13 protein-coding genes are annotated in these 12,686 nt (G+C 64.4%); 4 read left to right on the top strand and 9 right to left on the bottom strand.

Annotated elements, in window-relative coordinates; genetic code table 11:
• Positions 1–23: 23 nt before the first annotated feature.
• Complete coding sequence (locus tag D7S89_RS01060; protein ID WP_121274882.1) at positions 24–2,258, top strand: FUSC family protein; 2,235 nt, start codon at positions 24–26, stop codon at positions 2,256–2,258.
• A 31-nt stretch (positions 2,259–2,289) separates the two neighbouring features.
• Here the strand turns inward: D7S89_RS01060 and D7S89_RS01055 are convergent, their stop codons facing one another.
• Both D7S89_RS01055 and D7S89_RS01050 read right to left on the bottom strand, forming a co-directional pair.
• Positions 2,290–2,505, bottom strand: coding sequence for a hypothetical protein (locus tag D7S89_RS01055; RefSeq protein WP_121274881.1), 216 nt, complete (start codon positions 2,503–2,505; stop codon positions 2,290–2,292).
• 102 nt (positions 2,506–2,607) lie between these two features.
• Positions 2,608–3,078 carry an Lrp/AsnC family transcriptional regulator gene (locus tag D7S89_RS01050; RefSeq protein ID WP_121274880.1) on the bottom strand — a complete coding sequence of 157 codons (471 nt, stop codon included), beginning with the start codon at positions 3,076–3,078 and terminating at the stop codon, positions 2,608–2,610.
• A gap of 138 nt (positions 3,079–3,216) precedes the next feature.
• Here D7S89_RS01050 and D7S89_RS01045 point away from each other — a divergent pair, with 138 nt between their 5' ends.
• Positions 3,217–3,849, top strand: a complete 633-nt coding sequence (locus D7S89_RS01045; RefSeq protein WP_121274879.1) for a cysteine dioxygenase family protein — start codon at positions 3,217–3,219, stop codon at positions 3,847–3,849.
• A 39-nt stretch (positions 3,850–3,888) separates the two neighbouring features.
• On the opposite strand, the gene D7S89_RS01040 is transcribed toward D7S89_RS01045, so the two are convergent.
• A complete protein-coding gene (locus tag D7S89_RS01040; protein WP_121274878.1) occupies positions 3,889–4,536 on the bottom strand; it encodes an NAD(P)-dependent oxidoreductase in 648 nt (215 codons plus the stop codon).
• Positions 4,537–4,672: 136 nt separating this feature from the next.
• Entirely contained in the window at positions 4,673–5,128 is a 456-nt protein-coding gene (locus D7S89_RS01035) for an Rrf2 family transcriptional regulator (protein WP_121274877.1), read from the bottom strand.
• Between the two features lie 163 nt (positions 5,129–5,291).
• Here D7S89_RS01035 and D7S89_RS01030 point away from each other — a divergent pair, with 163 nt between their 5' ends.
• Entirely contained in the window at positions 5,292–5,873 is a 582-nt protein-coding gene (locus D7S89_RS01030; RefSeq protein WP_121274876.1) for a DJ-1/PfpI family protein, read from the top strand.
• 7 nt (positions 5,874–5,880) lie between these two features.
• On the opposite strand, the gene D7S89_RS01025 is transcribed toward D7S89_RS01030, so the two are convergent.
• The 5 genes from D7S89_RS01025 to D7S89_RS01005 form a co-directional block, all read right to left on the bottom strand.
• The gene (locus D7S89_RS01025) at positions 5,881–7,533 is read right to left on the bottom strand and encodes an ATP-binding response regulator (protein ID WP_245982576.1); all 1,653 of its coding nucleotides are present in this window, start codon (positions 7,531–7,533) and stop codon (positions 5,881–5,883) included.
• Positions 7,521–7,979: a response regulator gene (locus D7S89_RS01020; RefSeq protein WP_121274875.1), complete on the bottom strand. Its 459-nt coding sequence runs from the start codon at positions 7,977–7,979 to the stop codon at positions 7,521–7,523. The genes D7S89_RS01025 and D7S89_RS01020 overlap by 13 nt, the downstream gene beginning before the upstream one ends.
• Before the next feature lie 20 nt (positions 7,980–7,999).
• Positions 8,000–9,598, bottom strand: a complete 1,599-nt coding sequence (locus D7S89_RS01015; RefSeq protein ID WP_121274874.1) for a sensor histidine kinase — start codon at positions 9,596–9,598, stop codon at positions 8,000–8,002.
• A gap of 87 nt (positions 9,599–9,685) precedes the next feature.
• Positions 9,686–10,447, bottom strand: coding sequence for an ABC transporter permease (locus D7S89_RS01010; protein WP_121274873.1), 762 nt, complete (start codon positions 10,445–10,447; stop codon positions 9,686–9,688).
• Positions 10,444–11,373 carry an ABC transporter ATP-binding protein gene (locus tag D7S89_RS01005; protein WP_121275950.1) on the bottom strand — a complete coding sequence of 310 codons (930 nt, stop codon included), beginning with the start codon at positions 11,371–11,373 and terminating at the stop codon, positions 10,444–10,446. Before D7S89_RS01005 ends, D7S89_RS01010 begins: the two co-directional genes overlap by 4 nt.
• Before the next feature lie 405 nt (positions 11,374–11,778).
• On the opposite strand from D7S89_RS01005, the gene D7S89_RS01000 reads away from it, so the two are divergent.
• Complete coding sequence (locus D7S89_RS01000) at positions 11,779–12,615, top strand: IclR family transcriptional regulator (RefSeq protein ID WP_121274872.1); 837 nt, start codon at positions 11,779–11,781, stop codon at positions 12,613–12,615.
• Positions 12,616–12,686 lie beyond the last annotated feature (71 nt).

Here is a 12,686-nt window from a genome sequence, read left to right as displayed (position 1 = left end):
CCTGCCGCCTGCCCTGCATAGCGATGCGCTATTCGATAGAACTCAAAAAATTTCTCTACAGCCAGTATTTCTTCGGTGGACTGCGCATCGCGCTCGGCGTCTCCCTGCCGGCTGTCTTGTCGCTGCTCGTATTGCATGACGCCGACCTCGGCTTCACGATCGCGACCGGCGCGCTCGGCGCCTGCGTCGTCGACATGCCTGGCCCGCTCAAGTACAAGCACAACGAGATGCTCGCATGCAGCGTGCTCGGCTTTCTGTCGGCGCTCGCCACCGGCCTCGCGACGTTCAACGTCTTCGCGCTGTGGAGCACCGTCGTCGCGCTCACGTTCGTGCTGTCGCTGACCGTCGTCTATGGCAACCGCTGGCCGCAGATCGGCTTCGCGACGCTGTTCATGATGGTCGTCACGCTCGAGGAGCACTTCACACCGGCACACGCGCTCTCCAATGCGGCACTGATTCTCGCGGGCGGGCTCTGGTACACGTACTGGGCGACGCTGCTACTGCGATGGCAGGCCTATCGCATCGAGAAGCAGGCGCTGGCCGAGAGCGTGTTCGCGTGCGCCGACTATCTGCTCGCCCGCGCGGACTTCTACGACATCGATGCCGATCTCGACGAGTGCTACCGCAACCTCGTCGCCAAGCAGATCGCGGCCGTCGAATTGCAGGATGCCGCGCGCGAGATCGTGCTGCGCAACTTGCCGAAAATCGAGCGCGGCAAGCTCGATCCGCGTCGCGTCGCGCTGTTCAATCTGTTCATCAATTCGGTCGATCTACACGAGCTGTTCGTCGGCACGCACACGGACTATCCGCTGTTACGCAGCACGTTTGGCAACGCCGACGTGATGCTGTTCTACCGCGATCTCGTTCGCAAAGCGGCGCTCGATCTCGAGGAGATCGGCCTTGCCGTGCTGCAGAACCGCAAGCCCGATTCGCGCATGAGCATGAAAGCCGAAATGCGCGCGATCGAGTACGAGATCGAGCTGATGCGCAAGCGCGCGCTGCCCGAGACGAACCCTGAGGCGTATGCGGCCGTCTCGGCGACGTTCAGGCGTATCTGGAGCGGCATCCGCCTGATCGAGAAGACGAAGAAGGCCGTGGCGAACCCCGGTGACACCGTGCAGACGGCCATGCGCATCGACCGTCGATTGTCGCGCTTCCTGTCAGGCCGTCGCGTACCGCTGCGACAGATCTTCTCGAACCTCACGATGGCCTCGCCGAGCTTCCGTCACGCCCTGCGCGTCACCATCGGCGTGGCGGTCGGTTTTTTGGTGGGGCGCGTGCTGCCGCTCACGAACGCGTACTGGATCGTGATGACGACGCTGATCATCATGAAGCCCGGCTACTCGCTGACCAAGCAGCGCAATACGCAGCGGATCGTCGGCACCGCGATCGGCTGCACGGTCAGCATCGCGCTGATCCTGCTCGTCAAATCGCCCGCGGTGCTCATCGCCTTCATGTTCGCGTCGATGGTGATGAGCTACAGCCTGCTGCTGTTCAATTACGGGGCCAGCGTCGTGTTCACGTCGTCGTACGTGCTGCTGCTGTTTCATCTGCTCGCGCCGGGCAGCCTGCGCATCGTCGGCGAGCGCGCGATCGACACGGGTATCGGCTGTGCGCTCGCGATCGCCGCGAGCCATTTGTTCCCCTATTGGGAATACCGGCTCATGGGCAAGCTCGTCGACGACATGCTCGCGGCCACGCGCCAATACCTGGAAACCAGCTGGTGGTGGAGCGACAAGCCGGCCGCACCCGCCACCGGCACGGCTCCCGATCGCGACTTTCGCTACCGTCTCGCGCGCAAGAACGTGCATGTGGCCTTCGCCAACCTGGCGCAGGCGTTTCGCCGCATGATGATCGAGCCGAAGGCGCACCAGAAGTTCGTGCCCGAGCTGAACGACATGCTCGTGCAGAGCCACGTGCTGGCCGCACAGATCACCGCGGCCGCGCCGCTGCTGCACAGCGTGGCGGTGCAGGAGGCGACCGACGGGGCGCAGGCGCTGCAGCGTGCACTGTCGGCCGTGAGCGACAATCTGACGCGCGCGCAGGCCGGCGAACCGCCGCCGGAGAATCAGGCCGAAACCACCAAGCAGTTGACGCGCGAACTCGATTCGATGGTCGTCGATCTCGAGCAATCAGGCGCGCGCCCCCCCGAGTTCGTCAGCGAGATCAAGCTGCTCGCGCATCAGTGCAAGCAGATGCTGGCGGCCTCCTTCCTGATCCGCAAGGATGCCGGCGTGATCCGTTTGCCCGCGCCGTAACGCCGACGGCGTCGCGCTCCAGCCGTTCGCCCTACTGCGACGCCGAGGCCGCCAGGGCCGCCGAAGCTGCGCCGGTGCCGCTCGCGGCAACAGCCGGCGAGCTCGCTTCCGCCGCGAGCTCGCGGTCATATTCGCGCTTGCCCTTGAGGGCGTTGTAGACGAGTGTCGCGATGACGATCAGCACGGCGACGACGATCAGTGCGCCGACGCGCGAGGCGGAGTTCGAGGAGTGACGCGGGTCGTTCATGGTCTGAGGAGCAGGCTGGAAACGCGCAGCAAGCAGGACATCGCTTCATGCGCGGTTCGGGATTGGCAATGAAAGCCGGCATTCTACGCGCATCGTTCACCGTCAGCGCGCGGCGGGTGGCGGGCGCACGGGCAGCGCCGTCGAATACTTGATCTGCTCCATCGCGAAGCTCGAGCTCACGTCGAACAGCGGCAGCGCGCGGATCAACTGCTTGTAGACGCGATCGTAGTCGTCGATGTCCGAGACGACGATGCGCAGCAAATAGTCGGTTTCTCCGCTCATGCGGTAAGCCTCGACGATCTCGGGAAGGTCGCGCACGACCTGCACGAACTGGCGCGCCCACTCCTCGGTGTGCTGATTCGTGCGCACGGCCACGAACACGGTCGTGCCGACGCCAAGCTTGCGCGCATCGCACAACGCCACCTGCGCGCGGATCACGCCTTCTTCCTTCAAGCGCTGCAGGCGCTTCCAGCAAGGCGTTTGCGAGAGATTGACCCGCGCCGCGAGCTCGGCGATCGGCAGCGTCGCATCCTCCTGAAGCAGCTCGACGAGCTTTCTATCGACAGCATCCATTTATCAGTCAGCCTCGCGGTAGAAGTTTTTTCTCTTTTTCCCTCAATACGAAGAATTATAGGAAAACTCTTTTTCCGCGCAAACCGATATAAATAGAACTAGCGACAACGCCCGACCCAACCCCTTCGCCCGACCCAGATGAACCGAGATCTCGAACCGAGCGTGCTTGAAGCCGCTCAGCTTGGCGCCTGTACCGGCCACCTCGCGAACACGATCGAGCGCCTCGCAGTTACACGCCTGTGCGATGCGCTCGATGCCGCGTTTGCCGCCGCAGCCGGCTCGCCCGACCCGTCGCAGCAAGCCGAGTTCGCGCGCAGCGTCCGGGCGGCGCTCGCGCAAGCAGCCGACGACGACACCTTGCTCACCCCCAGCCAGCGCGAAGGCTCGCCCGACTGCTACCGCCGCCATATGCTGGCCGCCGATCCGCAGGGTCGCTATGCCATCGTCGCGCTCGTGTGGCAGCCCGGGCAGGCCAGCCCCGTGCACGGACACCACACCTGGTGCGGCTATGCCGTGCTCGAAGGCTCGCTGACCGAAACGCTCTACGCCTGGGACGACGCACAAGGCTGTGCCACGCCGACGCGCACGCATGCGCGCGACGCCGGTGCCGTATCGTACGTCCGCGCCGGCAACGGCGGCATTCACCGGCTCGGCAACACCGGTGCGCGCCCAGCCGTCTCGCTGCATGTGTACGGTGTGCCGGGCGAGCAGGTCACCACGCACGTGAACGACCTCGTGCGCGTGGCGCTCGCCGAGGCCGTGGCCGCTTAAGGCCTACGGCCACCCAGTGCCGCCGGCGATGCACGCCAATCAGTAACCGACGGTCGCGAGCTTGCGCGTGAAACGGGCGGCTTCGAGCTCGTCGACGAACGCCACGGCGTAATCTTCAGCCGAGATCGCGCTCTTGCCTTCGGCATCGACGATCAGCGCATCCGTGCCCGTGCGGAACGTGCCCGTGCGCGTGCCCGGCGCAATCAATGCGGCCGGCGCGAAGAAGGTCCAGTCGACGTCCGACACCGAGCGATAGAAGCCGAGCGCATCGCGATGCGCAAGCGCAATCGCCTTGTAGGCGGCAGGAAAGCTGTCCGTGTCGACGAGTTGCTTGCCCGGCGCGACCTCGAGCGATCCCGCCCCGCCCACCGCCACTACCCGCTTGACACCGCTTGCGCGCGCCAGCTCGACGAGCGCACGCGACGCGTCGACGATCTTCGCCAGATCGTCTTGCGGCGGCGCATAGGCGCTCGCGATCACGTCGTAGCCCGCAAGCGTCGCGGCCGTCGCACCGGTATCGAACAAGTCGCCTTGGCGCACCGATACGTTGGCCCCGAGTTCGGCGAGCCGCTCGGGACGACGCGCGAACGCCGTCACCTGGTGCCCGCGGCGCGCCGCTTCGGCCGCGATACGCGAACCGATCATGCCCGTGCTTCCAAACAGCGCAATCTTCAACGTCTTTTGCATGTTGCTTCTCCTATCGATAAAAATGTTACTGCATTAGTTACATAAAACGGCAAAAAAAATGGATGCCTGAGATGGCAGCCAGGCGCTGAAGCGCCAACTACCATCGACACCAATCGACCATCAAACCGCCGACGGCTCATGATGTGCCGCCTCGCTTGTGCTGCTGCTCGTGCTCGGCCTCTACGACGCCGGCCGTCACGTCCGCCAGCGTGCGTGCGGCCAGCGATGCCACCATCGCCCGCTGTGCATCGTCGACGATGTCGACGAGCACCTCCTGGATGTGCCGCCCCACGAGACACGCCGGATTCGGCGTATCGCGGTGCAGGCCGAACAGCTGCGCCTCCTCGACGGCATGGTAGACATCGGCCAGCGTGATGTCCTTCGGCTCGCGCGCAAGCAACGCACCGCCGCCGGCACCGAGTTGGGCCGTCGTGAGCCCAGCCTGCGCGAGCATCGACAACAAGCGCCGGATCAGCGCCGGGTTCGTATTGACGCTGCCCGCGATCATGTCCGACGACAACGGCACGCCCTCTTGCAGCGACAGCAACGCCAGCACATGGATGGCATAGGCAAAGCGGCTGCTCGTGTTCATGACGGATTCATCGGCCCAGCGCGAAATATGTAACCATAGTAATTACATTTATTCGATCGCGCAAGCCGCTTGTGGCGGTCCAGCGCCCTGGCCGCATTCCCTCAAATGTCAGGAGTACACTGCCCGTTCGTCCCGATTGTTGGTCCCTAATGCGGAGAAGGCAATGGCAGCGAAGAAGATTCTGTTCCTCACCGGCGATTTCGCCGAGGACTATGAAACGATGGTGCCGTTTCAGGCACTGCAGGCCGTGGGACACGCGGTCGACGCCGTATGCCCTGGCAAGAAAGCCGGCCAGAAGATAAAGACAGCCATTCACGACTTCGAGGGCGATCAGACGTACACGGAAAAGCCCGGGCACCAATTTACGCTGAATGCGACGTTCGACGACGTCGACGCCACCGCCTACGACGCGCTCGCGGTGGCAGGCGGACGGGCACCCGAGTATCTGCGCCTCGACCCGAAAGTGATTGCGCTCGTGCGCGCTTTCGCCGAGGCCGGCAAACCGATCGCGGCCATCTGCCATGCGGCGCAATTGCTTGCCGCCGCCGACGTGATTCGAGGCAAGCGCATCTCTGCCTATCCTGCCTGCGCGCCCGAGGTACGTCTGGCCGGCGGCGAATATGCGGAGATTCCCGTCGATGCCGCCGTGACCGACGCGCCGTTCGTCACGGCCCCTGCATGGCCAGCGCATCCCGAATGGCTGCGTCAGTTCCTCGCGTTGCTTGGCACGCGCATCGAATTGTAATCGCCGCTCAAGCGCTATCGCCGCTCGCCATCGCCGTCGTGCGCCCGGCGAGCGCAGCCACGACGACCACGAGCTCGAGCGGATCGACGGGCTTGGCCACATGCGTCTGGAAGCCCGCCAGCAGCGCGCGGCGCCGGTCCTCACTGCGTGCGAACGCCGTGAGCGCCGCAGCCGGGGTCGTGCGGCCGCGCTGCGCCTCGAACGTACGCAGACGCCGGATAAAGTCGTAACCATCGACGCCTGGCATGCCGATGTCGCTGACGATCACGTCGGGCGGCTCGGCCATGCAGGCGGTCAGCGCATCAAGCGCGTTGCCGAAGCCAAGCGTCTGCGCCCCACGCTCTTGCAGCACGCGCTCGACGAGCTCACGCGCGTCGGGCTCGTCCTCGACGATCAGCACGCGCAGGCCTGCCAGAGCAGGCGGTATCTCGAGCGGCAACGGCGCTTCCTCGCGGTCGCGCGCGAGCTCACAGCCGGAGACCGGCAGCCGGACCACGAACGTGGCCCCACGCCCGGCGCCTTCGCTACGCGCCTCGATATGCCCGCCGTGCATTTCGACGAGCTGCCGCGCGATCGACAAGCCGAGACCGAGGCCGCCATGCTGACGCGCGATGCCGGCATCCTCCTGACAAAAGCGCTCGAACACATGCGGCAGGAACTCGGGCTTGATGCCCTGCCCGTTGTCGACGACCGCGAGCTCGAGCTCGCCCTCGCCACGGCGCAACGCCACCTCGACGACGCCGCCCTTGCCCGTGAACTTGACGGCGTTCGACAGCAGGTTCCAGACGATCTGCTGCAAGCGCGAGGGGTCGGCCAAGATGAGTGCGTCCGCGTCGAGCTCGGACACGACGCGGATGTCCTTGGCTTGCGCGGCCGGCGCAACCGAACGGATCACGTACTCGACGATGTCGACGAGATCGACCCGCTCGACCTCGAGCCGCAGCTTGCCGGCCAGAATGCGCGAGAAATCGAGCAGATCGTCGACCATGCGCGCCTGGGCGCGGGCATTGCGGTCGACGACTTCGAGCCCCTTCCTGACGGCATCGGAGACACTCGTGTCGCGCAGCAGAAACTGCGTCCAGCCGACGATCGCATTGAGCGGCGTGCGCAGTTCGTGTGACAGCGTCGCGACGAATTCGTCCTTCATGCGCGAGGCCCGCTCCGCTTCGGTGCGTGCCGCGCGCTCGGCCGCGAGCAGCGCCTCGCGTTCCTCGGCCAATGCGCGGAAATGCGCCTCGCGCTCGTGTGAGCGCTGCGCTTCGGCAAGCTCGCGTTCGATGCGCAGCTCGCGCAGCACACGCTCGATGGCCTCGGGCAGATAGTCGAGATAGCCTTCGCTCTTGGGCACGACGTCGGCCACGCCCGAGCGCAGCGCCTCGATCACGCGCGCCTCGTCGGCAAAGCCCGTGCACAGGATCGCGGGCACGCCGGTCCCTTCGGCGCGCACGGCGCGCAAAAAATCGAGCCCCGTCTCGAGGCCGCCGAGCGCGTAATCGACGATCAGCACGTCCGGCATCTGCTCGCCCATCACGGCACGCGCATCCTCGGTGCTCGAGGCCGTGCTCACGCGATAGCCGGCCCGTCCGAGCGAGCGTGACGCGAGCCGCAGCAGGCCCGCATCGTCATCCACGAATAGCGCATGCGCATTCATCGTCCGCATGCCGGCAGCTTCACCACTTGCAGGAAGAAGCCGAGCCTGCGCACCGCCTCGATGAACGCGTCGTACTCGACGGGCTTGGTCACGTAGACGTTGCAGCCGAGCTCGTAGCAGCGCTCGATCTCGCGCGGATCATCGGTCGTCGTGAGCACGATGACGGGCAGCGACGCCGTGCGCTTGTCTTCCTTGAGCCGGCGCAGCACTTCGAGGCCGTCGATGCGCGGCATCTTCAGATCGAGCAGGATGACCGCGGCCTGTGCGCCCTCGGCCAGATACCGGCCGCTCTCGCCGAAAAAGTAATCGAGCGCCTCCTGGCCGTCGCGCAGGCGCGTAAAACCGTTGCTGAGACCGGCACGGCGCAGATTGCGCTCGATGAGCGTCGCGTGGCCGTCGTCGTCTTCGATCAGGATGATGCCGACCGATTGGCCCGCGGCAGTTCCTGGTTGCATTGTGTGGCTCCCCTGTTGATTCATACGACGACCTGTGCGGTCGCCTCCGGTAGCGATAGATAAAAAGTCGTCCCCTCGCCTTCCGTCGATTCGGCCCAGACCCGCCCGCCGTGGCGCTCGACCATGCGGCGCACGAGTGCCAAGCCGATGCCCTCGCCAGCCGCCACATTGCCGTGCAAGCGCTGGAAGGCGTTGAAAAGCCTCGGCATCGCGGCCGTCGGTATCCCCAGACCGTTGTCCTTGACGTAGAAGATCCGCAGCGAGTGCACACCGGGCGGCGCCGGCATCGCGCCGATCTCGATACGCCCCGCCCGCTCGGGATGCAGATAGTTGACGGCATTGCCGATCAGATTCGCAAACACCTGCTCGAGCGCAGTCGGGTCGCCCCAGACGGGCGGCAGCTCATGCACGACGATGTCGGCCTCGCACGCACGAATCGAGGCCTGCATCGCGTCGAGCACATGCCGGACGAGCACACTCACGTCGACTTCCTGGCGGCGATATTCGACGCGTCCCACGCGCGAGAGCCGCAGCAGCGAATCGATGATGTGCGCCGCACGCAGCACCGCGCTTTGCAGAAAGCGTAGCGCCTCGCCGATGTCTTCGTCCATGAGCCGCTCGACGCGCTCGCGCTCGTGCGGCCCCAGCGCCGACGCACGCACGGCCGCGCGCAGATCGTCGCACGCGTGCGTGAGCTCCTTCGAAAAACCCTGCAGGTTAACGAGCGGCGCACGCAAGTCGTGCGACACGCTGTAGATGAACATCTCGTTTTCCTGCGTCTGCTGATGCAGCGTCTCGTTGGTACGCGCGAGCTCGTCGGCACGGCGCGCGAGATCGCTCTGGAAACGCGCCTGCAAGCGCTCGGACTCGAGCAGCCGCCGGCTCGTCTCGTGCAGCAGCTCATCGAGTTGCGCGATTTCGTCGTTGCCCGGCGACGGCAACCCGAGCGGCTCGTTCACGGCCAGCCGCAGTGCGTTGTCCGAGAGCCGCGCCAGACGCCCGCGCAAACCGCGCGTGAACAAGAAGACAGCGAGCGCCGTCATCAGCAGCGAGCCGATCACGGCCGCCGCCGTCAGCTGCTGTTGTTGCGCAAGCGCGGCCGCCGCCTGCACCGAGCGCAGCGTATCGATGCGCAGCTCGTCGGCTTGAAACGCGGCCACCTGGCTGCGAAAGCGGTCGACGACGTCGATGCTCGACTGATTGCGAAAGCGCTGCAGCACGTCGTCGCGCCGCCCGTTGCGCAACAAGTCTTGGACGCGGTCGGACCATTGGCGGTAGGCCTGCACGGTCTGGCGAATCTGTGCGGCCCGCTCGACCTGCACGGGATTTTCCGCGACGAGGTCGACCAGTCTGTCGATATTGCGATCCAGATCGACCCACAGCGTGACAGGCGTGGCCGAATTGCGATCGTTCTGCAGCACGGCGCCGCGCATGCGCACGGACTCGATCAGCATCGGCTCGAGAATCGCGCTGGTCTGGCGCAGCACGTCCTTGCTGTGCAGTGCCCACTGCTCGGCCTGTTCGGCGTCGCTCTGCGCCTTCACGAGCCCCGACAGCAGTGCGAGTTCGAATAGCGTCGGAATCGCAATCAGCAACAGGCCTTTGGTCGTCAGTCTCATGCGCGGGTGGAGAAGATTCAGAAGCCGACGCTTCGCGCCGGCAATTGAAGCATTATGTCGACCTTTTTTGGGAATACAAAGCGCGCGTCAGCTCTTGAGGCGATATCCGGTTTTGAAAATCCACGCGACGATGCCCATGAAAATGAACAGGAACAGGGCCGTCATCGCAAGACTCACGCCAACGTGCACATCCGCACTACCGTAAAAACTCCAGCGAAAGCCGCTGATCAGATAGACGACCGGATTCGCGAGCGCAATGGTACGCCAAACCGGCGGCAAAATGCCGATTGAATAAAAACTGCCACCGAGAAACGTGAGCGGCGTGACGATCAAGAGTGGAATGACCTGTAATTTCTCGAAGCCGTCGGCCCAGATGCCGATGATGAAGCCGAACAGACTGAACGTGACCGACGTGAGCACGAGAAACAGCAGCATCCAGGCCGGATGCTCGATCCTGAGCGGCACGAACAGCGCTGCCGTGGCCATGATGATGAGCCCGAGCGCGACCGATTTGGTCGCCGCGGCGCCGACGAAGCTCACGACGAGTTCGAAGTACGACACGGGCGCCGAGAGCAATTCGTAAATCGTGCCGGTAAATTTTGGAAAGTAAATGCCGAACGACGCGTTTGCGATGCTTTGCGTGAGCAGAGACAGCATCACGAGCCCCGGCACGATGAACGCGCCATAGCTGATGCCGTCGATTTCACGAATGCGCGAGCCGATCGCCGCGCCGAACACGACGAAATAGAGCGACGTCGAAATCACCGGCGAAATGACGCTTTGCATCAGCGTGCGCCAGGTCCGCGCCATCTCGAACGCGTAAATCGCGCGAATCGCATAGAAATTCATGAAGCCTCCCGCACGAGATCGACGAAAATGTCTTCGAGCGAGCTTTGCTTGGTCTGCAAGTCGCGAAAGCGGATCCGGGCGTCGTCGAGATCGCGCAGCAGCTTGACGATGCCGGCGCGCTCGCTTTGCGTGTCGTCGTAGGTATAGGTGATCGCACCGCCATCGGCCGACAGGTCGAGTCCGTAGCCGGCCAGTTGCGCAGGCACGTCGCTGATCGGCGCCTCCAGCTGCAGCGTCAATTGCTTCTTGCCGAGTTTGCGCAACAGATGCGCCTTTTCCTCGACGAGAATGATCTCGCCCCGGTTGATGACCCCGATCCGATCGGCCATCTCCTCGGCCTCTTCGATGTAGTGCGTGGTGAGGATGATCGTCACGCCGCGCTCCTTCAGTGCCCGCACGAGCTCCCACATGTCGCGGCGCAGTTCGACGTCGACACCGGCCGTCGGCTCATCGAGAAAGAGCACCGTCGGTTCGTGCGCGAGCGCTTTCGCGATCAGCACGCGACGCTTCATCCCGCCCGAGAGCGTCATGATGCGGCTGTCCTTCTTGTCCCACAGCGACAGCGCGCGCAGCACCTGTTCGAGGTAGGCCGGATTGGCGCGCTTGCCGAACAGGCCCCGGCTGAACGAAACCGTTGCCCACACCGTCTCGAATGCGTTGGTCGTGAGCTCCTGCGGCACGAGGCCGATCAGCTCGCGGGCCCGCCGATAGTCGGTGACGATGTCGTGGCCGTTCACGAGAATCCGGCCTTCAGTCGCCTTGACGATGCCGCAGACCGTGCCGATCAGCGTCGTTTTGCCCGCGCCGTTCGGCCCGAGCAATGCGAAGATCTCGCCGCGGCGAATCTCGAGATTGACGCGCTTGAGCGCCTGGAAACCCGACGCGTACGTCTTCGAAAGATTGGAAATGGAGAGGATCGTGTGCATGATCCGCGACAAGATAGCAGATGCTGGTCGCCCTCGCCGGGAGTCGATCCATTGCGCATCGGCGCGCGGAACAGGGAGAAAAAAAAGGCGCCACGAAACCGTGGCGCCTTAAAGAAGTTCTAGCCATTCCGAGGGCCGTGCTAGAACCTGAGAGACGGTATTCGAAACGCTGCTGCGACACCGCTTGGGATGCGCCGTTTCGAAATGAGGTTCCATTCTTTCTCTTTCCTCTGCCCACGTCAAGATAAATTTTTCCGAATCCGGGTTCACCCCATGACAAAAGAAAACGATTTCACGATAAGTAATCGGTAATTTTTCCCTGACTCGAGGAGTTCGACTACGGAAGCGGGCCACCATCGGATCCTGATTTGAAATAAAGTTTCAAAAAACCTTCATAAAAAGACCGTGTCCACATTGATCCCCAACCGCGCCGTTGCGCGCCAGCCCGCCGAAAAGGAAACGTCCGGCGACGAAATCATCGCCCTCTCGCGCGGCCTGACCGTCCTGCGCTGCATCGCCATGGCCGATGCGCCCGTCAGCAATCGTGAGCTCGCCGAGCTCACGGGCATCCCGAAGCCGACCGTCTCACGCATTACGGCCACGCTGGTCGGCGCGGGCTTTCTCTTTCAATTGCCCGACAGCGAACGCTTCGTGCTGACGGCGGCCGTGCTCGAGCTCAGCAACGGTTTTCTGCGCAACTTCGACATTCGCACGCGAGCCCGGCCGTTCCTCGTCGAACTGGCCGAGCGCACGTCGCTGTCGGTTCACCTGGCCGTGCGCGATCGGCTCGACATGGTCGTCATCGACGCGATCCGGCCGCGTTCGGCCATCCTCGTGTCGCGGCTCGAAGTGGGCTCGCGCATGGACCTCACGCGCACTGCCGTAGGTCGCGCCTATCTGGCCGCGCTGGCCGAGCCCGAGCGCGCCGCCCTGCTGGCCGGCCTGCAAGCCGCCTCGGGAGACGACTGGCCGCATCTGCACGCCAGCCTGGCCGGCGCGCTCGAGCAAACGCGCGAGAATGGCTATGCCATCGCCACGGGGGAATGGTTCGAGGGGCTCAACGCAGTCGCGGCCGGCTTCGTCGGACCGTCGGGCGAGCGCTATGCGGTCAATTGCGGCGGCGCGGCGCATCTGTGCCCGCGAGAATGGCTGATCGAGCAAGTGGTGCCGGCCCTGCTCGAGTGCATCGAGCGAATCGTCAGGGAAATCGGCGGCGCGCCCCGGCTGCGGCTCGACGTCTGAACGCGGCGCGATTGCGCCCGCCGTGCACACAACGTTACACACGTAACTACTTGAAAAATACGTGACTGGAC

This window comes from Trinickia fusca (assembly GCF_003628145.1).
GTDB lineage: Bacteria > Pseudomonadota > Gammaproteobacteria > Burkholderiales > Burkholderiaceae > Trinickia > Trinickia fusca.
The sequence above is the reverse complement of the archived record's forward strand: the minus strand, read 5'-3'. Positions and strand labels throughout refer to the sequence as shown.

Coding starts and splice junctions, on each gene's coding strand:
- D7S89_RS01060 (WP_121274882.1), top strand. CDS start 24: ATGCGCTATTCGATAGAACTCAAAAAATTTCTCTACAGCCAGTATTTC.
- D7S89_RS01055 (WP_121274881.1), bottom strand. CDS start 2,505: ATGAACGACCCGCGTCACTCCTCGAACTCCGCCTCGCGCGTCGGCGCA.
- D7S89_RS01050 (WP_121274880.1), bottom strand. CDS start 3,078: ATGGATGCTGTCGATAGAAAGCTCGTCGAGCTGCTTCAGGAGGATGCG.
- D7S89_RS01045 (WP_121274879.1), top strand. CDS start 3,217: ATGAACCGAGATCTCGAACCGAGCGTGCTTGAAGCCGCTCAGCTTGGC.
- D7S89_RS01040 (WP_121274878.1), bottom strand. CDS start 4,536: ATGCAAAAGACGTTGAAGATTGCGCTGTTTGGAAGCACGGGCATGATC.
- D7S89_RS01035 (WP_121274877.1), bottom strand. CDS start 5,128: ATGAACACGAGCAGCCGCTTTGCCTATGCCATCCATGTGCTGGCGTTG.
- D7S89_RS01030 (WP_121274876.1), top strand. CDS start 5,292: ATGGCAGCGAAGAAGATTCTGTTCCTCACCGGCGATTTCGCCGAGGAC.
- D7S89_RS01025 (WP_245982576.1), bottom strand. CDS start 7,533: ATGCGGACGATGAATGCGCATGCGCTATTCGTGGATGACGATGCGGGC.
- D7S89_RS01020 (WP_121274875.1), bottom strand. CDS start 7,979: ATGCAACCAGGAACTGCCGCGGGCCAATCGGTCGGCATCATCCTGATC.
- D7S89_RS01015 (WP_121274874.1), bottom strand. CDS start 9,598: ATGAGACTGACGACCAAAGGCCTGTTGCTGATTGCGATTCCGACGCTA.
- D7S89_RS01010 (WP_121274873.1), bottom strand. CDS start 10,447: ATGAATTTCTATGCGATTCGCGCGATTTACGCGTTCGAGATGGCGCGG.
- D7S89_RS01005 (WP_121275950.1), bottom strand. CDS start 11,373: ATGCACACGATCCTCTCCATTTCCAATCTTTCGAAGACGTACGCGTCG.